We start from the raw sequence: 24481 nt of genomic DNA, 5'->3' as shown, positions 1-24481 counted from the left end.
CCGAGCATGTGGCGCTCGGCATGGCGCGGTTCCCATCTTCAGGTCGCGCCCACTCTGCCTGGCGCCCCGATCCGCGTTGTCCCCGGATGGGGCCCGTGGCGAGTGCCGCGGGCTACCCGGTTCACTTGCCGCGGCGGTGTGACGCAGGTGTCTGGTTTCCTGTCGACGAGTGAGCAGAATGGCGTTGCCCGTCGTCGACAGCTGACTGTATCGAGCCCACTCGGTGTGTGTGCGCGATGTGCCACCCGATCTCATCCTCGACATCGTCGTCGTCCCGGACCCCCATTCGCCGGACACCGCGCCACCCGTCGGGGCACACTCCTGGCGTGGATCAGCGGGTGGGGGCGCCGTGGCGAAGTGTCGTCGGCCACCTCGTCGGTGTCTGGGTGGCGGCGACGGTCGGGTTGTTCATCGCCGCGCACGTGGCGCTCTTCGCGTGGCTGTTCCAGGTGCGGTCAGGGGTGGTTCCCGCGCTGATCGCCTTGGCGGTGCTCGTGGGCTCGGTGTTGTGCGCGGGGTCGGTGTGGTGGCGCGGTTCCACCCGCACCGCGACACCGCGCGGCAAGCTTGGCTGGGCCGCCATCGTCACGCTCGCCGGTATTCCCGTCGCGGTGTTCGTCGGGGCCGTGACCGAAGCGCTCGAACCGGGGGTGGACTTGGATTTCACCGGGTTCGTCGCCGTGTCCGCGACGTTTCCGCTGGTCGCGGGCCTGATGGTGAACCGCGCCGCGGCCAGGTGGGCCTGCGGCTCACTGCTGGCGGGCGCCGTGGTGGTCGGCTTGTGGCTGCCGACCGCCGCGCCGAGCTGCGCCGAGGACCTCGCCGACGAGCCGACTTCCTGGCTGTCGCCGAACCCGCCGCCGTGCGACCGCGACGTGTGGCGGCACTTCCGCGGATTCTGGTCCGACCTTCTCGACTGAGTCCACGACACGACCTCCCGGAGAACTGGCGGATGACTCCACCCTCGCTCCCCTCGCCGCGCAAGGCTGACGGTCCGATGACCTACCGGCAGGTACTCGCCACCCGCAACGTCGCCCAGCTGCTGCTCTCGGCGTCGCTGTCGCGGCTGGCGTCGGAGATGCTCCTGTTCGCGGTCGTGCTCGCCGAGTTCGGCTCCGCGGTGCTGGCCGGTCTCAGCGGGTTCTTCCTGACCCTGCCCGGCTTCCTTGTCAGCCCCATGGCGGGCGCGATCCTCGACCGGGTGGGCGCGGTGCGCGCGGTCATCCTCGACACGGTCATCAGTGCGCTGCTGATCGGCCTGGTGGTGCTCGCGTCGGTGGGGGGCAGGCTCGACCCGGTGCTGCTGCCGGCCGTGCTGGCGCTGTACTCGCTCACCAGCCCGCTGAGCGCGGGCGGCATCCGCACGCTGTTCCCGCGGTTCGTCCCGGAGGCGGCCTACGACAAGGCGAACGCGCTCGACCTGAGCACATACTCGGTGACCGACGTGATCGGCCCACTCGTCGCGGGCACCCTCTTCGCCCTGGTCGGGCCGGACGCGACGCTGGGCATCGTGGCGGGGATGTTCGCCATGGCCGCGCTGAGCCTGCTGCTACTGCGCGGCTCGGGCGCCGAACCGGAGCGCGACGACCGCGAGCACCTGCTGCGCGAGGCCTGGGACGGCATCACCTACTTGTTCGGCAACGGCACGCTGCGCGGTCTCGCGGTCTCGTACTCCTGCTACCAGGTGGCCTTCGGCATCCTGGTCGTGGCCGTGCCGGTGACGGTGGCCGAGCGCATCGGCGGCACCGGGCCGACCGAACAGGTCGCCGGCCTGCTGTGGAGCCTGGTCGGGGTGTGCGGCGCGGCGGGCGCGCTCCTGGCGGGCAAGGTCCTGCGCGCGGGCGGTGAACGGGCGCTGCTCATCGGCACGACGGTGCTGTCCGCGGTGGCGATCTTCCCGGTGAGCGCGATCGCGTCGCTGGTGATGCTGGCGGTGGGCCTGGCCTTCGTCGGTCTGCTGGAGGGCGCGCTGAACGTGAGCGTGCTGTCGCTGCGCCAGCGCCGCACCGCGCCGCGGTGGCTCGGCCGTGTGATGACGGTGTCCATCAGCGTCAACTTGATCGGCTTTCCCATTGGCGCCGCCCTCGGCGGCTTGGTGGTCGCCCAGTCCACTACCGCCGCGTTCGCCGTGGCCGCGGTGTTCGCGGTGCTGGCCGCCGTCGGCGCCGCGCTCGTCATCCCGAAGGAGCCGGGGTGAGAGGGCGAGCAAGGGTGTCCTTTGTGGATCAGCGACTGATGTGCGCGTTGGGTTGCGAGCTGACGGTGTCGACCAATGGTTCGAAGTACAGTCGGAGCATGACCAGTGCCTGCCTCGTGGTGGACGCGTTCGAGCGGATCGCTGAGGAGGTACGCGCCGTCGTCGACGGGCTCAGCGCCGACCAGCTGGCGCACCGGGTCGATGGCGACGCGAACTCCATCGCGTGGCTGGTGTGGCACCTGTCCCGCATCCAGGACGACCACATCGCCGGGGTCGCCGGGCTCGACCAGGTGTGGATCGCCGGTGGCTGGGCCCGCCGGTTCGACCTGCCGTTCCCCGACGCCGACCACGGCTACGGCCACACCACCGACCAGGTCGCCGCGGTCCGGGTCGACTCGGCCGACCTGCTCACCGGCTACCACGAAGCCGTGCACCGCCAGTGCGTCGAGTGGGCGGCGGGCATCACCGACGCCGACCTGGAACGCATTGTGGACCGGTCGTGGACGCCGCCGGTCACCCTCGGGGTGCGGGTGGTCAGCGTGATCTCCGACTGCCTGCAGCACGTCGGCCAGGCCGCGTTCGTCCGCGGGATCGCGCTCCGCGACTGAGAGGGCCTGCGAAACGTCAACGGGGAGCGTGGTGTGTGAGCAGGGTGGCCGCGGCGGTGATCGTGGTGGCGTCGGTCTCGGGGGTTGTCTCGTGCCGCGGTTCCGACACGCCACCGACGGCGTCGGACGCAGCCGTGACCATCGTGAATCTGAACGCCGCCATGGGCTACGAGATGGGCAAAGGCGACCCGGCCGGGACCGACGCCACCTCGGCCGACTTCGATCACCTGGCCGACGACATCCTGAAACACCAGGCCGACATCGCCAACCTGCAGGAGATGGCGCTGCCCGCCGCGCACGACATGCGGGAGCGGCTGGTCCGGCGGACCGGGCAGGTGTGGGAGCTGAACTGGGCGCACTCGGGTAGGGCGACCTACTACCCGGGCCTGGACGAGAACGAGGGGCCGAGCGCCGGGTTCGACAACGTGCCCTCGGGCAACGCCCAGCTCATCCGGCTCGGCGCGGGTGTCCGCAGCCAGCAGCCGATCACGATCGACGACCAGGAACCTCTTCCGGACCTGCCCCCCGACCAGGGAATCGAGCTCAAGTCCGGCGGCCGCTCGTTCATGGGGGCGACGATCGTCACCGAACGCGGTGCTGTCGACGTCTACAACACCCACCTCGCCCTGCCGAGGAACGCGTCGGACGCGGAGCGGGTCAAGGACGTGGAGGATATCCAGGCGTTCACTGAGTCCCGGCCCAACCCGGCCGTCATCACCGGGGACTTCAACGAGACGATCGACTTCGCCGCGGGCAGGCAGGGGGAGCCCCCGAACCCGGTCCGGGACGCGTTGCGGGTGTTCATGTCGAAGTACCGCTACACCGATGTCGCTCACGACAAAGGGCCCACCAGCAACCAGAAGAAGAAAAAGGTGACGCTGAAGGGCGTCGGTGTCGAGATCGAAATACCGCTACCGCCGTCCCGAATCGACTTCATCCTCACCCGGGGTGTCCCCACCCGCGACACCGCCCGGTTCGAGAGCCACGAGTCCGACCACTGGGGTCTGGTCACGACCATCGATCCGACAGCAGACCTCGTACCCGGCACCGCGGCCCCCACGACCACTGCCGCGCCGACCACCAGCGCCACCCCAGAGACCGGTCCCGACAAGGCGTTCCTCGGCACGTGGTACTCGCCGGAACCGGTCGACCAGCCCTCACACCCCTCCACCAAGTACCACGTCGAGCTGACGCTGCGCGCCGGTCGGGTCGGTGCCGTGGTGGGGGAGGTGTCCTACAGCGGCCTTGGCTGCGCAGGCACGCTGACGCTGCTGTCGGCCGCGCTGGATGTCGTCGTGGTGCGTGAGGACATCACCACTGACCCCAACACCCGCTGCATCAAGAAGGGCACGATCACCTTCCGCCTGACCGGCGGCATGCTCTCGTACGCCTACCTCGAATCCGACGACCCCGCCCGGGGCCTGACCGCGACCGCGGACCTCCGCCGGAAGTGAACCGAAGCCTCCACTGTGGATGCTTGACCCGCGGGGCGGTGGCTCAGCGGAGTAGCTCGGCGATGCGGGTGATCCCCTGAGTGATCTTGTCGTCGGGCAGGCCGGAGAAGCTCATGCGGGCGTGGTTGCTCTCCTCCTTGACGGGGAAGAACGTCGCGCCGGGGACGTAGGCGACCTTGGCCCGGGGAAGCGTCACGTCCCGCATGAAGGCGGCGGTGTCGAATCCCTCGGGGAAGGACATCCAGGTGAACAGGCCGCCGTGCGGCTTGGTGAACCGGACCGTGTCGGGAAATGTCTCGGCGATGGTCTTGAGGATGAGGTCGCGCTTGTGCCGGTAGGCCGCGCGGGCCACGGCGATGTGCGCGTCGATGTCGAACCTGTCGAGGTAGAGCGACGCCGCCGCCATGTTCAGCGTGCTGCACTGGGTGTCGGCGGCGAGCTTGAGCAGCCCGAGCTTCTCCACGATCTCGCCGCCCGCGACCGCCCAGCCCAGCCGCATCCCCGGGGCGAGGATTTTCGAGAAGCTGCCCAGGTGCACGACCCGCCCCTGGGTGTCGAGACTCTTCAGGGTGGGCAAGGGATCGCCGTCGTAGCGGAGTTCGCGATACGGGGTGTCCTCGACGACCAGCAGCTCGAAGCGGTTGGCGAGTTCGATCAGCCGCTTGCGCCGCGACAGGCTCATCGTGACGCCGGTCGGGTTCTGGAAGTCCGGCACGGTGTAGATGAGCTTGGCCCGAGGCGTGTGGGCGAGGGTGTGCTCGAGATGGTCCATGTCCATCCCGTCCTGATTGATGCGCACCGGCGCGTAGGTCGGCTCGAACGGGTTGAACGCGATGAGCGCGCCGATGAACGTGGGGTTCTCGGTGATCACCGCGTCGCCCGCGTCGAGGACGAGCCTCGCCACGAGATCAAGTCCCTGCTGGGCGCCCTGGATGATGAGCACGTCATCGGCGACGCAAGCGATCCCGTTCCGCGAGAGGCGGCGCGCGATCTGCTCGCGCAGCACCGGCAGGCCGTCCGACGGGCAGTACTGCAGGCTGGCCGGGTCGCCGGTGAGCAACTCGGCGAACACCTCGTGCAGCTCGCTCATGGGGAACAGTGCCGGGTCCGGGTACCCGCCGCCGAACGAGATGATCTCGGGATCGGCGCCGAGGCGCAGCAGTTCTCGGATGGCAGACGGTGCCACCCGGCTCATCCGGTTCGCGTATCTGACAGTCAACGGGACTCCCGGGTTGCATTCGACTGACATGTGACCCATAGTGATTTACATCTGATAGGCAATCATGCGCTCAAGGTTGTCGACTGACAAGCCTTGTCTCTCACTGTGGGAGCGGATCGTCCATGTCACCTCGCCAGGTCCCGCCTCGTCTCGACCAGACGGACGTGGAGATCCTGAAATACCTCGCGGGCGACGCCCGGCTCTCGCAGCGCGCGATCGCGCGGGAAGTCGGCATGTCGGCACCGGCGGTGGCCGACCGGATCGCCCGCCTGGAAGCCGTCGGGGTGATCCAGGGCTACCGGGCACAGTTGAACTACGCGCTGCTCGGCCGCTCGCTGACCGTGGTCGTCGGCGTGGCTTCCGAGCGCAGCGACGACCAACGCGAACTGGCGCAGAAGATCCTGCAGATCCCCGAGGTCGAACGTGTCGACCTGCTGACCGGCTCATCGGACCTGCAGGCCCGGCTGCGCGTACGCGACCAGGAACACCTCAACGAGGTGTATTTCGACCGGCTGCTCACGTTGCCCGGGATCAGGCGCACCGAGACCGCGCTCGTGCTCTACGGCTACACGCCGGACAACTTCGCCGAACGTGTGCTGGCCCAACTGACCGAACCAGGACAAGAGGAACCATGACCGAGCATTTCAGCACCGAAGCCCACGGCACCCCCAACAGTCCCGGCCGGTTCGTGACGGTCGCCGACCTCGACCCCGTGGAGTTCGTGCAGGGCCTGCGATTCCGGGCCGTGCTCGGCGAGAACGCGATGGCGAGCTTCGCGACGTTCGAGCCGCGCACGGTCGCTCCCCTGCACGTCCACGAGGAGGAGCAGATCACGATCGTGCTCGAGGGCGAGTTCGAGTTCACCATCGACGGCGAGACCCGGACCATGCGCCCCGGTGACGTCGCGGTGATCCCGCCCTGGGTCCCCCACGGGGCGCACACGCTGGACTCGCACTGCAAGCAGGTGGACATGTTCACCCCGCCGCGCAAGTCGCTGCTGGAGCACGCCCGAGCCGCCGTCGACGCCGGCGAACAGGACTGACGTGCACACGATCAAAGTCACGCGGTTCGGTTCCGAAGATGTGCTCCAGTACACCGAGTCACCCGTGCCGGACCCGGCCGCGGGCCAGGTCCGAGTGCGCGTCGAAGCCGCGGGCGTCAACCCCGCCGACACCTACATCCGCACCGGCGAATACGCGTTCTTCACACCGGAACTGCCCTACACACCGGGTTTCGATGGCGCGGGCGTGATCGACGCGGTCGGCGGGGGAGTGGACTCGGTGGTGCCCGGGGACCGCGTCTTCGCCGCCGCACTGGGGACGAAGGCGTTCACCGGCACTTACGCGGAGTACGCGGTGATGGACGCCGCCGCGGTGCATCCACTCCCCGACGAGCTGTCGTTCGCCCAAGGCGCGGCGGTAGGCGTTCCGTGTGTCACGGCGTGGCGCGCGCTGTTCCAGAAGGCCCAGCTCCAACCAGGCGAGACCGTGCTCATCCACGGCGCCAGCGGCGGCGTCGGTATCCCGGCCGTCCAACTGGCCCGTGACGCGGGTGCCGTCGTCATCGGCACAGCGGGCTCCGCCGCGGGCGCCGACCTGGTCCGCGCCGCGGGCGCACACCACGTTCTCGACCACAGCACACCCGGCTATCTCGATGAGCTGCCCCGGCTCACCGACGGCGTCGCGGTGATCATCGAGATGCTGGCGGATGTCAACCTGGCGCGCGACCTCGAGATCCTGGCGATGCGGGGCCGAGTGGTGGTCGTCGGCAGCCGTGGCAGCCTCGACTTCACACCACGGCTGACCATGCGCAAAGAGGCGGTGATCATGGGAACCGCGCTCTGGAACGCCACCGAACCCGAATCGGCAAGCGCCCTCGCCGCCGTGGCCGCCAAACTTCGCAGCGGCGCGATCCGCCCGTTGGTCGGGATCGAGATGCCACTGCGCGACGCGGCGCAAGCCCACCGTCGGATACTCGCCGCGGGGACTCGCGGAAAGCTCGTGCTGGTTCCGTAGAGCCCCCGCTGTCACTCCACGGTGCTCGGAGAATTCCCGCCGGCGACCACCATGGCGAGCGGGTTGTCGCCGAACCGGGCGAAGCCAGTGTGCTCACCGAGAATCTCGTCACCGCCTACGAGCAGATCGATGTCGAGTAAGCCACGCGTCGAGTTCTGGTGAGCGACTGGATGGTGGACCCCTACGCGGTTGCGTCAGCGCTCGTTGGCTGACCCGCGAGGGGAGTACATCCATGGCCGCTTGAGGTCGAAGTACCTCGGCGGTTCCGCGTTGAGTGCTTCCATCTGCTCCATCTGGGTCTTCAGTTCGGCGGGCGGCTCTTTCCGCTCGCCCTCTCTGGCTTCGGCTTCGGAGGTGAAGAACAGCTCCATGGCGTAGGCGCCGTCGGGGAAGTCGGCTTCGACGCTGCCGATGACGTCGGGTCGGAACTGTGCCCATTTGTCCGAGTTCTCGGTGGCGAGTCGCCTGCCGAGTTCGGCGTCGGTGACCCGGCCTTCGATGATTTGCACGAACTTGGCTTGGTCGGGATTGCCCTGCACGTCCACCGTCACGTCCGTGCTGTTCATGAAGGCGGCCCCGGAGGTGAACAGCCGGGACGTCTCCGACCACCATTTGTCCTGCTCGGGGCGGTCGCTGTTCTGCGCGGCGTGCTCGGCCGAATCGAACCGCACCATCGCGACCAGCGTGCCGTCGTCGGTGACACCCGCGGTCGACCCGAGCCAGCCGGTCGCGCCGGGTGCGAGGTCCTGAACCCACTTGTCGAATCGTTCGTGCGCTTGATCGACGTCTGACACTTCGCCTTGGATGACTTGAACGAACATCGTGCGCCTCCAGTGCGTCCTGGCGGCGAGCGGGCGGCCCGTCACCTGCGAGTACGACGGTACGACTGCCGCGGGAGTCGCGCTCGGTCGCCGCGGTCAGTCCTAGGTGTCCCGCCGCCCGCGTCAAGGAAGGAAACGCGAAGCCAAGCGCGTAATGTGCACCTCAGCGTGGGGGTGGACAAAGGAGCGGGCCGATGGGCACCGACGGGACGACCGGATTCGGCTACCACCTCGGCCAGCGCGTGCTGCAGGACCAGTTCGACACCCGCCGCATCGCCGACCGGATCAGCCAACGCCTCGTCCACCACGCGCTCACCGAGGACGACCGGGCGTTCATCGAAGCGCGGGACATGGTCTTCCTCGCCACCGTCGGCCCGGACGGGCAGCCGACCTGCTCCTACAAGGGCGGTGACCCCGGCTTCGTCCGGTTCGTCGACGAGCACACGCTGGCGATGCCGAGCTACGACGGCAACGGCATGTTCCTCTCGCTCGGCAACGTGGTCGCGGGCTCGCCGGTCGGCCTGCTCTTCATCGACTTCGAGAACGGCGGTCGCACGCGGGTCCAAGGCGCGGCCACCGTCGCCGCCGACGACCCGCTACTCGAATCCTGGCCGGGTGCGCAGTTGGTCATGCGGATCCATGTCTCCCAGGTGTTCCCCAACTGCGGTCGCTACGTCCACCACTACGCCCTCGTCGAGCGATCCACGTTCGTGCCCCGACACAAGCGGCTGACTCCGGTGCCCTCGTGGAAGCGCGCCGATTGGGCGTGTGACGCACTGCCCGCGCACGACCCGGCCAACGATCCCGGCGACCGGCCGGTGCGCTGGCGCTGACCCGGAGCCGCTGACGCGGCTGTGTCAAGGAGACCACTATGGACCTTGCTGAACTGCACCGGCGGGCCTGCGAACGCTTCGGCGAGCACGTGCGCGCGGTACGCCAAGACCAATGGACCGCCCCGACGCCGTGCGCCGACTGGGATGTGCGCGCCCTGGTCAACCACGTCGTCGGTGAGGATCTCTGGACCGCCCCCTTGATGGCGGGCGCCACGATCGAGGAGGTCGGCGACAAGTTCGACGGCGACGTCGTCGGTTCCGACCCGGCCGCGGCCTACACCGGTGCCGCCGAATCGGCGGTCGCGGCCGTCAGCGCGGACGGTGCGCTGGAGCGCACGGTGCACCTGTCGTTCGGGGATATGCCCGGCGAGGAGTACGCCTGGCAGCTGTTCGCCGACCATCTCATCCACGGCTGGGACCTCGCCCAGGCGATCGGCGCCGACGACCGCCTCGACCCCGACCTGGTCGAGGCCTGCGCGGGTTGGTTCGCCAAGAACGAGGACATCTACCGATCGGCGGGTGCCGTGGCGCCGCGTCCGGAGGCGCCCGCCGGCGCTGATCAGCAGACCGTCCTACTGGCCGCGTTCGGCAGGCGGAAGTCGAACCACGTGCGGTGACTGTCGCGTCCGCCGAGTGGCCTTCGAACGGGTTGCGGATGGCTGTCGTCGGCAGGCACGGTAGGGCGGCGGTCACCGGCACCGCCGCCCAGCCACCACCGTTGGTCCTGCTGCGCCAACTGCCCACCACGCTGAGGATGGCCGAACGCCGCGGACACCGGCCCAGCCGTGATGACCGGCCGAGTCGGCCGCCAACCGCGACGAACTCGGTCGGATCAGGTGATCCACGTGCCCGACCATCGTGCCGCTATGCCTTCAGGATTCGAGGACGGTGATCGCCCCGGCGGGGCAGGCGTGCGCTGCCTCCCGGGCACCCGCGTGCTGCCCGGGCCGTGGCGCGGGGTCGAGGAGCAGCACCAGACCTTCGTCGGTGTCCTGGTCGAACATCTCGGGAGCGGTCAGCGCGCACATGCCCGATCCGACGCAGCGCGCCCGGTCCGCGGCGAGTCTCATCGCTGGTCCCAGGTGACCGGAAGCCCGTGCACGCCATAGATGTTCAGGTCATGGCGCAGCGGGACATCCTCGGCCGGGACGGCCAGGCGCAGGGTCGGGAACCGGGCGAAGAGCGCGGGAAGCGCGACCCGCATCTCGACTCGGGCCAGCTGCTGCCCGAGGCACTGGTGGATGCCGTGCCCGAAGGCCAGGTGTCCGGTGGCCTGCCTGGTCAGGTCGAGGGTGTCCGGGTCGGGGAACTTCTCCGGGTCGCGGTTGGCGGCCTGGACCGAGAGGGTGACCGTCTCGCCCGCCCTGATCAGCAGGCCACCCAGCTCGACGTCTTCCAACGCCGCCCGCGCGCCGGTGTGCGTGATGGTCAGATAGCGCAGCAGTTCCTCCACCGCCTGGCCCGGGTCCGCGCGCAGGGCGGCGAGCTGGTCCGGGTGGCTCAGCAGGGCGAAGGTTCCCAGCGCGATCATGTTGGCGGTGGTGTCGAGGCCCGCGCCGAGCAGGAACGTGCCCAGGCCCGCGATCTCGGTGTCGCTCAGGTCGCCTGCGGTCAGTTCGCTGAGCACGTCGTCGGTCGGATTCGCGCGTTTGGCCAGGACCAGTTCGTGCACGTACTCCTGCAGCGCACCATAGGCGGCGTACTGCTCCTCTGGACTGGCGTCCGCGCCGCTCAGTGCCATCGCGTGCCGGTTGAAGGTCGCGCGGTCCGCGTACGGCACCCCGAGCAGTTCGCAGATCATCATCGCCGGGATGGGATGGGCGTACGCCGACACCAGGTCCACCGACGGCCCATGGCGTTCCATGGCGTCCAGGTGCTCGGCGGTGATCTGCTCGACCCGTTCGGTGAGCACCCGCATCCGGCGCACGGTGAACTTGCCGGTGAGCAGCTTGCGGTAGCGGGTGTGCTCGGGCGGGTCGATCCCGGTGAGGTCGCCGACCGGCGCGGGCGGCATCTCAGTGATGCCCGCGCCCGGAAACGGATAGTGCATGAGTTCGTACCGGGAGCTGAACCGGGTGTCCGCCGCCACCGCGCGGGCCATGGCGTGGCCGGTGACCAGCCATCCGACGTGCCCGTCGGGGTAGACCATCCTGGTGAGCGGGCTCTGCGCGCGGATCCGGGCCAGTTCCTCGGGCGGATCGAACGGGCAACCGGCGGGGCGGGTGGTGGGCAGCGAGTCGACCCGCGGAACCTGTTGGTGCTGCATGATTTCCCCCTGATGGATCAGTTGCCTAGCGGGCGGATTCGCGGTTGAACAGCCTCTTCGACCAGAGGTAGCCACCGAGAGCGATGACGACGCACCAGCCGGCCGCGATGGCGGCGTTGTTCCCGATCGGAGTGCCCATCAGCAGGCCGCGCAGGGTCTCGATGAGCGGGGTGAACGGCTGGTACTCGGCGAACCAGCGCAGCACGGTGGGCATCGAGTCGGTCGGGACGAATCCGCTGCCGAGGAACGGGAGCAGGACCAGCGGCATACCGACGTTGCTCGCCGCCTCGACGCTCTTGCTGGCCAGACCGAGCGCGACCGACAGCCAGATGAAGGCGAAGGCCATCATCACCAGGACACCGACAACGGCGAACCAGTCCCCGACACTCGCCGACGGCCGGAACCCGATGGCCAGCGCGACACCCAGGACCGCCGTGATGGCGAGCATGGTTTGGATGAGACTTCCGACGACGTGTCCGGTGAGGACGGACACGCGGGCGATGGCCATGGTGCGGAACCGGTCGACGATGCCCTCGGTCATGTCCATGGCGACCGAGATGGAGGTGCCCTGGACCGCTGAGGAGATCGTCATCAGGATGATCGCCGGGGTGACGTAGTTGAGGTACTCGGCACGTCCGCCTGCCGCGCCGCCGATCCCGGCGCCGAGGGCGCCGCCGAAGACGTAGACGAACAGCAGCAGAAAGACGATCGGCATCCCGATCAGCAACACCGTCATCGACGGATACCGCAGCATCCGCTTGAGGTTGCGGCGAAGCATCGTCGCCGAGTCGGTCAGGGCGTAGATCATAGGCTTTTTCGCCGTGTTGATCGTGGTGCTCATCAGGAGGTCACCTTCTCGTTCTTGGGAGTGCCGGTGAGGGCGAGGAAGACGTCGTCCAGGTCGGGGGTGTGCACACTCAGCGAGTCGACCTCGACCGCCGCGCCGTCGAGCCGGTCGAGCAGGGCCTTGAGCGACCGGAGGCTGCCGTCGTGCGGCACCCGCAGGTCGAGGGCGTCGCTGTCGCGGGGGACCTGGCCCAAGGCGCGCGCCGCGGAGTCGAGGTCGCCGACCTCGGCGAACCGAAGCAGGACGTGGCCGCCGGGGATGCGCCGCTTGAGCTCGTCCGCGGTGCCCTCGGCGACGATCTTGCCGTGCTCGAGGACCGCGATCCGGTCGGCGAGCTCGTCGGCCTCCTCCAGGTACTGCGTGGTGAGGAAGATGGTGACGCCGCCCGCGACGAGGTCGCGGACGATCTGCCACATACCGCGGCGGCTGCGCGGGTCCAGGCCGGTGGTCGGCTCGTCGAGGAAGATCACCTGTGGGGAGCCGACCAGGGTCATCGCGAGGTCGAGCCGCCGCCGCATCCCGCCGGAGTAGGTCGATGCCGTCTTCTTGCCCGCTTCGACCAGGTCGAACTGTTCGAGCAGTTCGGCGGCGCGGCGCCTGCCCGCGGCCCGGCCGAGGTGGTGCAGGTCCGCCATCAGGATCAGGTTCTCCTGACCGGTCAACAGGTTGTCGACCGCGGAGAACTGGCCGGTGACACCGATCGCCGCGCGGACCGCGTCGGGATCGGCGGCCACGTCGTGGCCCGCGACCGTGGCGGTGCCACCGGTCGCGCCGATCAGGGTGGACAGGATCTTGACCGTGGTGGTCTTGCCCGCGCCGTTCGCGCCGAGCAGGGAGAAAACGGTTCCCCGTGGGACATGCAGGTCGATGCCGTCGAGCACGACGTGGTCGCCGAACGACTTGCGCAGTCCGGTGGCCGTGATCGCGGGCTTGGTCAGTGGAGTGTTCATGGGTGAATGCCCCTTCGATAGGTCAGGAACGGCGGACGGTGATGTCGCCGTAGGAGGTGTGGGCGCGGACTTCGACGGTCTCCTCGGACTTCTCGGGCCCCTGGCCGGCGTCGTCCAGCGATTTGTGCACGCGCCCGTGCCCGGTGTTCAGGTCGAGCCAGGCGGCGGTGCCGTCGGCGACGCCGATCTCAAGGTCGCCCGTCGAGGTGTTCAGCACGACCACGCCGCGGGCGACCTCGCCGATGTGGATGCTTCCGTTGGCGGTCTTGGCTTCCACCCTGGCATCGGCCCGCTCGACGGAGATGTCGCCGTTGGCCGAGCGCACCCGCAGCTCCCCGGTGACCGTGCCGATCTCGGTGTTGCCGTTGGAGTTCTTGATGACGGCGGCGCCGCCGATCTCACCGACGCGGATGCGTCCGGTGCCGGTGGCGATCTCCGCGTCGCCCGCGACCGTGTCGACGGTGACGTGGCCACCGGAGGTGTCCAGGCGCAGCGCGCCGGTCCGGTCGAGGCGGAAGTGCCCGACCGAGGTCTTGAACCGGCAATCGCCCAACACGCCGGTGCTGCGGACGTCGGCGACCGACAGGTCGCTGTGCACCTGCGAGCCGGTGGGAAGCTCGATCAGCACGTCGACCGACCTGGTCTTCTTGGAGAAGTCGAGCGCGCGGGACTTCGGCCCGCGGACCACCAGGGTGCCGTCGGCGTACTCGACGCGGGTCTTCTCCGCGGCCTCCACATCGGAGGCGTCGGACGCGTCGCTCGGCCGCACCTCGACAACGGTGTCGGTGCGGTCGGTCGCGACGATCCGCACGTCCCCGACGGACAGTTCGATGGTGACGGAAATCGGTTCCGCGGTGGCGAAAACAGGCATGGCTGTCCCCTCATGGTGTGTCGGAAGAACATCCCCGCTGGTCGGGGCGTGGGAAGAGAAAAGTCTGTGTTCGGCTGGGGCTAGCGCGCCCAGCCGGTGTAGCGCTGCGCGCCGCGCTTGCCGCGCCGGTCGGAACCGAGGTCGCGCTCCTGGCCCTGCAGCGCGGTCGAGGCGGCCCGGACCAGCCACGCGTTGACCGACCGGCCTTCTTTGCCCGCCGCCTCCTCGATCGCGGCCTTGAGCTGTTCGGGAAGGCGCACGTTGATCCGCGTGACGGGGCCGTCGTCGAAGCCGGCCACGGTCTCATCGACCGACACCGCGCCACGGTCGGAGCTGTCCTCGGTCGGTTGCTCCACCTGCCCAGGCGTCACAACGAAGTTCGGGTCGCGTCCACGAAGCCGCACCTGGACCGAGCCGGGAGCCAGGTCACGGGTGATCTCGTCAGCGGCGGCCGACAGGGCTTCGAGCAGGGTGAGCCGGATCGCCGACTCCATCGACACGCTCAGCCGCTCGATCAGCGCGCCGGCGTCCCCGCCGCCGGTCTCGGCGACCGTCAACAGCTCGCGACCGAGCGAATCCACATACGGTGTCAAGTCCATGGCACCACTATGGCACCTGGTGGCACCAAGTGCAATCTTGTTGGCTCAAAGTGGCACCAAGGTGGCTCCGATCAGGTCGGCGCCGACTCCGTGGAAGCCGGTGACGGCGCCACACCGTCGCGCGGAACCGCTCCCGGATGTCGATGTGGAACACGGTGGCCGCGGCTTCCGTCACACAAGATGCTCACGAGCGTGCTGGGCGGCGCCCGGTCGGTTTCCGCTCGACTGGGACGGATTGCGCCTGTCCTGTGACACCCTCGAGCCGAGTAGTTGCCACGTGAATCTATGCCCGTGGATCGCACTGGCGGTTTATCGTCATTTCGTTCCCCCGTTTGCCGTGGTAACGGTGAGACGGTGCCGCTCATCTGGCGGGGAACACGATTTGTAAGCTACTTTCCGGTAGGTGTTCACCGGTCGGAGTTGCGGTCTACTGTGGATGGTTTTGACCTGCGAAAATCCTTTGGAAAAGGCAATTCAGAACATGTCGGATAGCGTTTGCATCGCATGTGAGTGAAATCACAGCATCGAATGCTGAATACATTCGTTGCGTGTGATCGATCTACATCTGGGCCTGGGGGCTTTGCGGTTTGGCACACACTTTCGATCCGAATCGCAAGAGCGCTCTTTCGACACCTCTCCGCAGTTCTGTCGGCCGGATATGTTCCACCGTTCGGCGGTAGTGGCGTTCTGTCCGAAAAGGTCACGATGGTTTGGCTTCGGCGCAGCCGGGTATTTGGAGAACGCGCTGACAGGTCGCTCCTGTCGATGGACGTTTCACGACGGCCGCAGCTTCTCCCTCATGTTCGAACAGTCCCCGCGAGGGCTAAAGCCCTGGCGGCAATAAACCGTGCCCACCGGGCGCTGATTGTGAGGACCTGTGCACAGATCCAGGGTTCACGCCCTCCTGGCCGAGCTGACCCGCGAGCACGCCGTGCCCGGTGTGCAACTGGCGATCCACCATGAGGACCGCACCTGGGTCTGGGAAGCGGGCGTCGCCAGGCACGGCGAACCCGAACCGATGACCACGGCTGCCGCGGTGCCCACGGGCTCCATCACCAAGGTCGTCACCGCCGCCACCGTCATGGCACTGGCCGCCGACGGCGATCTCGACCTCGACGAGCCGCTGTCCGCGCAGGTCGGCGGCCTCGACACCCTGCCCGCCGACCTCGGCGACACACTTACCCTGCGCCACCTGCTCAGCCACACCTCCGGACTGCCGTCGGACAGCGTCGAGGCGACCGCGCCCAACCTGCGCAGGCTCTTACAGGAGGAGGGCGCCGACCTGATCCCGCTCGCCGAGCCGGGTGTCGCGTTCTCCTATTCCAATCTCGGTTACCTTCTCGTCGGCCACGCCATCGAGGACGTCACCGGCATGAGCTGGGCCGAAGCCGCCGCCGCGATCGTGCTGACCCCGCTGGGCATCACCCCGCGCCTGGTGGTCGGGCCGCGCCGCACGGGCGGGATCGTCAGCGGGCACACGGTCGACCGGGCGCGTGGCGTCGTGCGTCCCGTGGCCCAGTCCCTCGGCGCCGTCGAGGCGCCCGCGGGTGCGATCGCGGCCAGTGCCGCGGACCTGGTGCTGATCGGCCGTGCCCTGACCGGCCACGAGCGGGGCGCGCTGCTCGATCCCGGGTCCATCAAAGACATGCAGACTCCCGTTCCCGGCGCCGAGCCGTTCGGCATGGCTGACGGGTGGGGTCTCGGCCTGGCCTCCTACGGCTCGGCGAGCACGTCGATCGGCCACGACGGCACCGGCGACGGCACGTCCTGCCACCTGCGGATGAACCCGTCCACCGGCACCGTCGTCGCGATGACCGCCAACGCGGGCGCGGGTTTCGCGCTGTGGCGGGCGCTGGCCGCCGAACTGCCCGCGTACGGCGTCCCGGTGGAGGACCACGACCCGATGCCCGAGACCGGTGATCCGACACCGGTCCCGCCGGGCTGCGAGGGCGACTACGACAACGGCGGCACCGTCTACTCGATCGTCCACAGGGAACCGGAAAGCCTCCGGCTGACCGTGGACGACGAACCGTTCGCCGACCTGACCTTCGGCGCGGACCTGCGGTTCACCATGCGCGACTGCGACACCGGCGAGACCGACCAGGTCGGCCGCATCCTGACCGACCGGTCGGGCAGGCCCGCCTGGCTGCAGGTCGGCGGGAGGCTCGCGCGCAAGCGCGACCTCGTCCCGGCCTGAGGTCCCCCACCCACCGCTGTTTCGCGCCGGTTTCCGGCGGGGGACGGCTATGCCCGCGAAAGGTTCGACCAGTCATGGCGTCAGCGCACACCACCCTGCTGGACCTGTTCGCCCAGAGCGCTCGGGCCCACGCCGATGAACCCGCGCTCTCGGCCGAGGACCGTGCGGTCACCTACCGCGCACTCGACAGCTGGTCGGACCGGCTGGCGCACAAGCTGCGCGCCCAAGGCGCCGGGCCGGAGCGGGTGGTCGCGCTCGCGCTGCCCAGGTCGGTCGACATGGTCGTCGCCCAACTCGCCGTGCTCAAGGCGGGTGCGGCCTACCTGCCGATCGACCCCGACTACCCGGCCGACCGGATCCGGGCCATGGTCGACGACGCCCGGCCGCTGCTCGTGGTCGACGACCCGGCGTGGGTGGCCGACGCGGGTCAGACGGCCGCCGTGCCGGTGCGCCCGCACCTCGACCAGCCCGCCTACGTGATCTACACCTCCGGCTCCACCGGCAAGCCGAAGGGTGTCGTGGTCACCCATCGCGGGCTCGCCACCTTCGCCACCGCCGAGGTCGACCGGTTCGACGTGCGGCCGGGGGACCGGGTGCTGCTGTTCTCCTCGCCCAGCTTCGACGCCTCGGTCCTGGAGCTGTGCATGGCCTTCGCCTGTGGGGCCACTCTGGTGGTGCCGCCCCCAGGGCCGCTGGTGGGTGAGCAGCTCGCCGACGTGCTCGCTGCGCGCCGGGTGAGTCACACGCTGATCCCGCCGGTCGTGCTGGCCACGCTGCCCGATGTGGAGCTGCCCCACCTGCGGACCCTGGTGGTGGGCGGCGACGCGTGCACGGCCGACCTGGTGCGCCGCTGGGCGCCCGGCCGCCACATGATCAACGCGTACGGCCCCACCGAGTCCACCGTCGTCTCCACCTGGAGCGACCCGCTGACACCGGGGGAGGGCGCACCGCCCATCGGCCGCGCGATCCCGGGCACCGAGGTACTGGTGCTCGACGACGACCTTCGCCCGGCCGAGCACGGCGAGCTGTATGTCACCGGCGTCGGACTGGCCAGGGGATACCTCACCCGGCCAGGCCTGACCGCGCAGCGGTTCGTGGCCGCCCCCGACGGGCAGCGGATGTACCGAACCGGCGACGTCGTCCGGCGGCGGGCAGGCGGCGACCTTGAGTTCGTCGGGCGCGCGGACCACCAGGTGAAGATCCGCGGCTTCCGGGTCGAGCCGGGCGAGATCGAGGCCGTGCTCGCCGCGGACCCGCGGCTGGGGCGGGCGGTCGTGGTGCCGCGCACCGACTCGGGGCTCAAGCGGCTCGTCGCCTACGTCGTCCCCGCCGGCGACCACCGGCCCGAACCGGCGGACCTGCGCGCGGTGCTCGCCGCCCGCCTGCCTGACTACCTGGTGCCCGCGGCGATCGTCGTGCTGGACGCGTTCCCGTTGAGCCCCAACGGGAAGCTCGACCGGGCCGCGCTGCCCGCACCGGTTGTCGGCTCGGCCGCGGCGGGGTACGTCGCGCCGAGGGACGAGCGGGAACGGGCGCTCGCCGACTTGTGGGCCGAGGTGCTCGGGGCCGCTGAGGTGGGCGTCGAGGACGACTTCTTCGCCCTGGGCGGCGACTCCATCCTGGCGTCGCGGCTGAGATCGAGAATCGTCGCCGAGTTCGGCGCGGAGTTGTCCGGGCGCGCGGTGTTCGACGCCCGCACGGTCGCCGCGCTCGCCGCCCTGCTCCCGGCCACGTCCACCCGCTGCGCGGCCATCCCGCCCGCGCCCGCGGGCCGACCGCTGCCGCTGTCGCCGGCGCAGCGACGACTATGGCTCGCCGAGATCACCGCGGGCGGGCTCGGCAACAACACCGGCGCCGCGCTGCGCCTCACCGGCGACCTCGACCGCCGCGCCCTGCGGACCGCGCTCGACCGACTCGTCGCCCGGCACCACGCACTGCGCACCACGATCGACACCATCGCCGGCGAACCGTGTCAGATCGTCGCCCCCGCCCCCGATCTGCCCTTGCGCGAAGTCCGCACCACCGACCTCGACGCCGACCTCGCCCGCGCCCTGGCCGAGCCCTTCGACCTGCGGGCAGGCCCGACCACCCGCGCCACCCTGTTCGCCGCGGGCCCGCGCGACCACGTCCTCCTGCTCGCCCAGCACCACATCGTCACCGACGGCTGGTCGATGGCGCTGCTGATCGACGAACTGCTCGCCTGCTACCGCGAAGCCACCGGCGGCGCTCCCGCCGTCCTCGCCGAACAGACCGCCACCTACGGCGACTTCGCAGCCTGGGCCGCGGACCGCGCCGACCACACCGACGCCTTGGCGTACTGGCGCGAGCGGCTCGACGGCCTGGTCCCGCTCGACCTGCCCACCGACCGCCCAAGGCCGGCGGTGCGCGTCGGTTCGGGCGGTGTCCTGCGCCGCGAGGTGCCCGCCGACCTCGTGCGCCGGCTGACCGTCCTCGGCGCCGCGCACGACGCGACGCTGTTCATGACCCTCACCGCCGCCGTGCAACTGGTGCTCGCCGCGCGGGCAGGCACCCGTGACGTCGCCGTCGGCACGGCGCGCGCGGGCAGGCCCAGGACCGAGTTGGACGCCGTGGCGGGGTTCTTCGTCAACACCCTGGTCCTGCGGTCCATTGTGGACCCGGCGGCGCCGTTCAGCGAGTTCCTGGACCACGTCCGCGAGAGCATCCTGGACGCCTTCGCCCATGACGACGTCCCCTTCGACCGGGTGGTCGACCACCTCGCCCCCGAGCGTGACGCGAGCCGCACGCCGCTCGTTCAGGCTGTCGTCGCCCTGCAGCAGCCGCTGCTGCGCGCCACGGAAGCGGGCGGGCTGCTGGTCGGGGAGCAGGACCTGCCCCGGCCCGCGTCCCGATTCGACCTCACCGTCGAATTCTGGCCGCGCGGCGACGCCCTGACCATGACCGCCGAGTACGACACCGCGCTGTTCGACGCGCCCACGATCGAGGCCATCTCCGCCGAGGTCGACCACGTGCTGCGCGCGATCGCCGACCAGCCTGACAGTCTACTGAAGACACTGGTCGACCTGTCCGACACCGGCAGCACACCGCGCATCAGCCGGGCCGCGCCTGCCCGCTATCTCGCACCCCGGACGCCCGTCGAGGCGACGCTCGCGGAGGTATACGCCAAAGTCCTGGGCGCGGCCCGAGTCGGTGTGCGCGACAACTTCTTCGCCCTGGGCGGCGACTCCATCCTCAGCATCCAGGTCGTCACCGCCGCCCGCGCCGCCGGCCTCGTGGTGACCTCCCGCGACGTGTTCACCCACCAGACCGTGGCCGCCCTCGCCCCGCACGCCGTCCCGGTCGACCGCGTGGACCGCCCAGAGAACGCTCCCGTGTTCGGGAGGGCGCCGCTCACCCCGATCCAACGCTGGTTCCTCGACACGCACACCGTGCGCCCCGAATGGTTCCACCAGTCCTGCGTGGTGGACCTCGGCGAACCGGTGGACGAAGCGGCACTGCGTGCCGCGGTCGCCACCATCACCGAACACCACGACGCGCTGCGGATGCGGTTCGCCGACACCACCGCGCAGGTCAACGCCCCGGTCGGCGCGGACGGCGCGGTGTTCGGCCACGGACCGCTGTTCACCGCCACGACGATCGGAGTGAACACTGTCCGGCTCGCCGCACACCACCTGGTGGTGGACGGCGTCTCCTGGCGCGTTCTCGCCGAGGACCTGCGCGCCGCCCACACCCAGGCCCGGCTCGGCCAGGACGTGCGCCTGCCCGGCCGCACCACGTCGTTTCGCGACTGGGCACGGCGGCTCGCCGCCCACACCGCCGAGGGCGGATTCGACCACCAGCGCGAACATTGGGCGCACACCGTCCAGGATGACGGCCGCGTGCCTCGCGCCGCCGACGGTCCCAATACCGTTGCGACACAACGGGAAGTGACCGTCTCACTCACCGAGGACGAGACTCGCGCACTCATCCGAACCGTGCCCGACGCCTACCGAACCCGGGTCGACGAGGTCCTGCTGACCGCGCTCACCTCGGCGCTGGGGGAGTGGACCGGCCGCGATCGCCTGCTGGTCGACGTCGAGGGCCACGGCCGGGAAGACCTGTTCGACGACGTCGACCTCTCCCGCACGGTCGGCTGGTTCACCACCCTGTACCCGGTCGCGCTGCCCGTGCGGCCCGACTGGGGGACCGCGCTGAAAGCGGTCAAGGAGACCGTGCGGTCGGTGCCCCAGCGCGGGATCGGCTACGGCGCGCTGCGCCACCTCGCGGGTGACCAGGACCTGGCCAGCGCCGCTGAGGTGAGTTTCAACTACCTCGGCCGGTTCGACGGCCCCACCGGACTCGACCTCGACGCGCACCCCGACGCGCCACGAGCCCACGTCGTCGATGTCGTCGGCCGGATCGAGGGCGACCGGCTCGCCTTCACCTGGTACTACAGCGAAAGCCTGCACAACGAGGACACCATCGCCACCCTGGCCGACGCGATGCTGGTCGCCCTGCGCGACCTGACCGGCCACTGCGCGAACGCCCACGGCCGCACCCCGTCGGACTTCCCGCTCGTCACCCTCGACCAGGCCGCGGTCGACCGGCTGGCTCTCCCCGGAGTCGCCGACATCCTGCCGCTGACCCCGATGCAGGCGGGCATGGTGTTCCACGGCCTCTCCCAGTCCGGGGCAGGCGCCTACTTCCAGCAGACGTCCTTCGTCCTCGACGACGTGCCCGACCCGGCCGCCCTCGCCGCGGCCTGGCGGCACGTCGTGGACCGCACACCGATCCTGCGCTCGGCGGTGCACTGGCAGGACGAACCCGTTCTGGTCGTCCACGACCGCGTGTCCGTGCCCATCACGATCCTGGACTGGACCGGTCAGGACCGGGCCGAGAACCTCGCCGACCTCCTTGCCGCCGACCGGGAGGCCGGGTTCGACCTCGACCGCGCACCGCTGATGCGCCTGACCATCGCCCAACTCTCGCCGACCGAGGTCCAGGTGCTGTGGACCTTCCACCACGTGCTGCTCGACGGCTGGTCCGTGTTCGGGGTCCTCGCCGACGTGGCCGCCGCCCACGCGGGCAGGCCGCTGCCCGACCGGCCCGACTTCGCCGAGTACCCGCGCTGGATCGCGGGCCACGACGACGGCGAGGAGCACTGGCGGCGGGTGCTCGCCGACGTCACCGCCCCGACCCCGCTGCCCTTCGACCGGCCCCGCTCGTCGGTCGCCCAGCCCACCACCTCGGCCCGCACCGATGTCGCCCTGTCCGTTCAGGAGACCGCGGCGCTGTATGACTTCGCGAAGGCCCAAGGGCTGACCCCGGGCACGGTCGTGCAGGGCGCCTGGACGCTGCTGCTCGCCCAGTACAGCGGCAGGCGCCAGGTCTGCTTCGGCGCGACGGTCTCCGGCAGGCCCGCCGACCTGCCGGACGTCGAGTCGATCATCGGCATGTTCGTCAACACGCTGCCCGTGGTGGCCACAGTGGACGGTTCGGCGCCGGTTGCCGACTGGCTGCGGGAGATCCAGCGCGGCCAAGCCGAGGCCCGCGCCGCCCAGCACACGCCGCTGACCAAGTTGCACGCCTGGAGCCAGGTTCCCGGTGGTGTCGACCTGTTCGACAGCGCGGTGATCTTCGAGAACTACCCGATCGACGGACCACCCGTGCGGGAACTCGCCGCGGTGGAGAGCACCACATTCCCGCTCAGCGTCACCGTCTACCCGACCGAGCGCCTGTCGCTGCTGGTCGGCTACGAGCCCGCGCTGTTCGACGCGGACACCGCCCAAGCGCTGGCCGAGCACCTGACCCACCTGCTCCGCGAACTCACCGCCGACCCCGACCGACCCGTCTCGGCGGTACCCGTCCTGACCGCCGTGGCCCGCGAGCAGATGGATCAGTGGAACCGGACGGACGTCGACATCCCCGCGACCACCCTGACCACTCTGCTCGCTGACCAAGCGGCCACGACCCCGGACGCCGAAGCCTTGGTGTTCGAGGACATTCGCTGGACCTACGCCGAACTGCACGCGCGCGCCGACCGGCTCGCGCACTGGCTGCGGGACCAGGGGGCCGGGCCGGAGCGGGTCGTCGCGGTCGCCCTGCCCCGGTCGGCCGAGCTGATCGTCGCCCTGCTCGCCGTGCTCAAGTCCGGTGCGGCCTACCTCCCGGTCGACCCGGACCTGCCCCGGCAGCGGATCGACTTCATGGTGGCCGACGCGGGCGCGGTCCTGCTGCTCGACGAGTCCACGGCCATTCCGGTGACCGACGGGATCGCGGAGGCACCCGATCTCGACCCGGCGAACGGCGCCTATGTCATCTACACCTCGGGGTCCACCGGCAAACCCAAGGGTGTCGTGGTGCCGCACGAGGGCATCGTGAACCGGCTGCTGTGGACCCAGGACCGCTTCCGGCTCGGGGCGGGCGACCGGGTGCTGCAGAAGACGCCGATGAGTTTCGACGTGTCGGTCTGGGAGTTCTTCTGGCCGCTCATGGTCGGCGCCACCCTGGTGGTCGCCCGGCCCGACGGGCATCGCGACCCGGCTTACCTCGCCGAGCTGATCCGGTCCGAGTCGGTCACGACCGTCCACTTCGTCCCGTCCATGCTGCGCGCCTTCCTGCGCCACGCCGACATCACCAGCTGCACCAGCCTGCGCCGGGTCCTGTGCAGCGGGGAGGCGCTGCCGCCCGACCTGGCCGAGGAGTTCCACACCGCCGCCAAGGCGGAGCTGCACAATCTCTACGGGCCCACCGAAGCGTCCGTCGACGTCACCCACTGGCACTGCGCGCCCGGCCGGCCGACCGTCCCCATCGGCGGGCCGGTGTGGAACACGCGGCTGCACGTGCTCGATGACGACCTGCGCCCGGTCCCGGTGGGTGCGCCGGGTGAGCTGCACCTCGCGGGTGTCCAACTCGCCAGGGGCTACCTGAACCGGCCCGGCCTGACCGCCGAGCGGTTCATCGCGAACCCGTTCGGGCCGGGTCGCCTCTACCGCACGGGCGACCTGGTCCGCTGGACCCGCGACGGCGAAGTGGAATACCTGGGCCGCACCGACCAGCAGGTCAAGATCCGCGGCTTCCGGATCGAGCCCGGCGAGGTCGAGTCGGCACTGTCCGCGCTGCCCGACGTCGATGAGGCCGCGGTGATCGCCCGCGACGGCAGGCTCGTCGCCTACGTCGTCCCCGCGACCGCCGACCCCGCGGCCATCCGGGCCGCTGCCGCCGGGGTGCTGCCCGAACACCTGGTTCCCTCGGCCGTCGTCGCGCTGGAGCGGCTGCCGCTGACGACGTCCGGCAAGCTCGACCGGCGCGCCCTGCCCGACCCGGACTTCACCGTCGTGAGCGCCGATACCGCACCCGAGACGGATGCCGAGACGGCGCTCGCCGAGATCTGGGCCGAGGTGCTGGACCTGGAACGGGTCGGCGTCGAGGACAGCTTCTTCGACCTCGGCGGCGACTCCATCCTCAGCCTGCACGTCACCGCCCGCGCCAACGCCGCCTTCGGTGTGGCCATCAAGCCCCGCGACGTCCTCACCGCCCGCACCGTGCGCGCGCTCGCGACCCTGGTCGAGGACCAGGTGCTGCGCGAACTCGAAGAACTCGCCCGGCTCGACGACGCCACCCAATAAGCCCGAGAGGACCCGGAG

18 protein-coding genes and 1 pseudogene are annotated in these 24481 nt (G+C 70.1%); 11 read left to right on the top strand and 8 right to left on the bottom strand.

The window, feature by feature from the left end; all coding sequences use genetic code 11:
• Positions 1 to 326: 326 nt before the first annotated feature.
• The 4 genes from ACUZ2Y_RS05610 to ACUZ2Y_RS05595 all read left to right on the top strand — a co-directional run bounded on the left by ACUZ2Y_RS05610 (position 327) and on the right by ACUZ2Y_RS05595 (position 4259).
• Positions 327 to 920, top strand: a complete 594-nt coding sequence (locus ACUZ2Y_RS05610; protein WP_476327583.1) for a hypothetical protein — start codon at positions 327 to 329, stop codon at positions 918 to 920.
• A 32-nt stretch (positions 921 to 952) separates the two neighbouring features.
• On the top strand, positions 953 to 2197 hold the full coding sequence (locus ACUZ2Y_RS05605; protein ID WP_476327581.1) for an MFS transporter: 1245 nt from the start codon (positions 953 to 955) through the stop codon (positions 2195 to 2197).
• Between the two features lie 98 nt (positions 2198 to 2295).
• On the top strand, positions 2296 to 2805 hold the full coding sequence (locus ACUZ2Y_RS05600; protein WP_476327579.1) for a mycothiol transferase: 510 nt from the start codon (positions 2296 to 2298) through the stop codon (positions 2803 to 2805).
• 35 nt (positions 2806 to 2840) lie between these two features.
• Complete coding sequence (locus ACUZ2Y_RS05595; protein ID WP_476327577.1) at positions 2841 to 4259, top strand: endonuclease/exonuclease/phosphatase family protein; 1419 nt, start codon at positions 2841 to 2843, stop codon at positions 4257 to 4259.
• 43 nt (positions 4260 to 4302) lie between these two features.
• Here ACUZ2Y_RS05595 and ACUZ2Y_RS05590 read toward each other — a convergent pair whose 3' ends face one another.
• Positions 4303 to 5445 (bottom strand): aminotransferase-like domain-containing protein, encoded by a 1143-nt coding sequence (locus tag ACUZ2Y_RS05590; RefSeq protein ID WP_476327575.1) that lies wholly within the window; start codon positions 5443 to 5445, stop codon positions 4303 to 4305.
• A gap of 155 nt (positions 5446 to 5600) precedes the next feature.
• On the opposite strand from ACUZ2Y_RS05590, the gene ACUZ2Y_RS05585 reads away from it, so the two are divergent.
• Genes ACUZ2Y_RS05585 through ACUZ2Y_RS05575 form a run of 3 tightly spaced genes read left to right on the top strand, consistent with a single transcriptional unit; the run spans position 5601 to position 7493 of the window.
• Entirely contained in the window at positions 5601 to 6113 is a 513-nt protein-coding gene (locus ACUZ2Y_RS05585) for an Lrp/AsnC family transcriptional regulator (protein ID WP_476327573.1), read from the top strand.
• Positions 6110 to 6520, top strand: coding sequence for a cupin domain-containing protein (locus ACUZ2Y_RS05580; protein WP_476327571.1), 411 nt, complete (start codon positions 6110 to 6112; stop codon positions 6518 to 6520). The genes ACUZ2Y_RS05585 and ACUZ2Y_RS05580 overlap by 4 nt, the downstream gene beginning before the upstream one ends.
• 1 nt (position 6521) lies before the next feature.
• Entirely contained in the window at positions 6522 to 7493 is a 972-nt protein-coding gene (locus ACUZ2Y_RS05575; protein ID WP_476327569.1) for an NADPH:quinone reductase, read from the top strand.
• 194 nt (positions 7494 to 7687) lie between these two features.
• On the opposite strand, the gene ACUZ2Y_RS05570 is transcribed toward ACUZ2Y_RS05575, so the two are convergent.
• Entirely contained in the window at positions 7688 to 8287 is a 600-nt protein-coding gene (locus ACUZ2Y_RS05570) for a hypothetical protein (RefSeq protein WP_476327567.1), read from the bottom strand.
• A gap of 221 nt (positions 8288 to 8508) precedes the next feature.
• Here ACUZ2Y_RS05570 and ACUZ2Y_RS05565 point away from each other — a divergent pair, with 221 nt between their 5' ends.
• Positions 8509 to 9147 carry a pyridoxamine 5'-phosphate oxidase family protein gene (locus ACUZ2Y_RS05565; RefSeq protein ID WP_476327565.1) on the top strand — a complete coding sequence of 213 codons (639 nt, stop codon included), beginning with the start codon at positions 8509 to 8511 and terminating at the stop codon, positions 9145 to 9147.
• Between the two features lie 38 nt (positions 9148 to 9185).
• A complete protein-coding gene (locus ACUZ2Y_RS05560) occupies positions 9186 to 9764 on the top strand; it encodes a TIGR03086 family metal-binding protein (RefSeq protein WP_476327563.1) in 579 nt (192 codons plus the stop codon).
• Positions 9765 to 10019: 255 nt separating this feature from the next.
• Here the strand turns inward: ACUZ2Y_RS05560 and ACUZ2Y_RS05555 are convergent, their stop codons facing one another.
• From ACUZ2Y_RS05555 to ACUZ2Y_RS05530, 6 genes are all read right to left on the bottom strand, one after another.
• Positions 10020 to 10217 (bottom strand): ferredoxin, encoded by a 198-nt coding sequence (locus tag ACUZ2Y_RS05555; RefSeq protein WP_476327561.1) that lies wholly within the window; start codon positions 10215 to 10217, stop codon positions 10020 to 10022.
• Positions 10214 to 11413 carry a cytochrome P450 gene (locus tag ACUZ2Y_RS05550; protein ID WP_476327559.1) on the bottom strand — a complete coding sequence of 400 codons (1200 nt, stop codon included), beginning with the start codon at positions 11411 to 11413 and terminating at the stop codon, positions 10214 to 10216. The genes ACUZ2Y_RS05555 and ACUZ2Y_RS05550 overlap by 4 nt, the downstream gene beginning before the upstream one ends.
• Positions 11414 to 11438: 25 nt before the next feature.
• Entirely contained in the window at positions 11439 to 12254 is an 816-nt protein-coding gene (locus tag ACUZ2Y_RS05545; protein WP_476327557.1) for an ABC transporter permease, read from the bottom strand.
• Complete coding sequence (locus ACUZ2Y_RS05540; protein ID WP_476327555.1) at positions 12254 to 13210, bottom strand: ATP-binding cassette domain-containing protein; 957 nt, start codon at positions 13208 to 13210, stop codon at positions 12254 to 12256. The genes ACUZ2Y_RS05545 and ACUZ2Y_RS05540 overlap by 1 nt, the downstream gene beginning before the upstream one ends.
• Before the next feature lie 22 nt (positions 13211 to 13232).
• Entirely contained in the window at positions 13233 to 14081 is an 849-nt protein-coding gene (locus tag ACUZ2Y_RS05535; RefSeq protein WP_476327553.1) for a DUF4097 family beta strand repeat-containing protein, read from the bottom strand.
• Between the two features lie 80 nt (positions 14082 to 14161).
• Positions 14162 to 14680: a toxin-antitoxin system HicB family antitoxin gene (locus tag ACUZ2Y_RS05530; protein WP_476327551.1), complete on the bottom strand. Its 519-nt coding sequence runs from the start codon at positions 14678 to 14680 to the stop codon at positions 14162 to 14164.
• Positions 14681 to 15557: 877 nt separating this feature from the next.
• On the opposite strand from ACUZ2Y_RS05530, the gene ACUZ2Y_RS05525 reads away from it, so the two are divergent.
• Positions 15558 to 16877 carry a serine hydrolase domain-containing protein gene (locus ACUZ2Y_RS05525; protein WP_476327549.1) on the top strand — a complete coding sequence of 440 codons (1320 nt, stop codon included), beginning with the start codon at positions 15558 to 15560 and terminating at the stop codon, positions 16875 to 16877.
• A 92-nt stretch (positions 16878 to 16969) separates the two neighbouring features.
• Positions 16970 to 24463, top strand: a pseudogene (locus ACUZ2Y_RS05520) (amino acid adenylation domain-containing protein); the annotation flags it as partial.
• Positions 24464 to 24481 lie beyond the last annotated feature (18 nt).

It is taken from the genome of Actinokineospora sp. UV203, from assembly GCF_056323665.1.
This window is presented reverse-complemented; position numbering and strand designations above follow the sequence as displayed.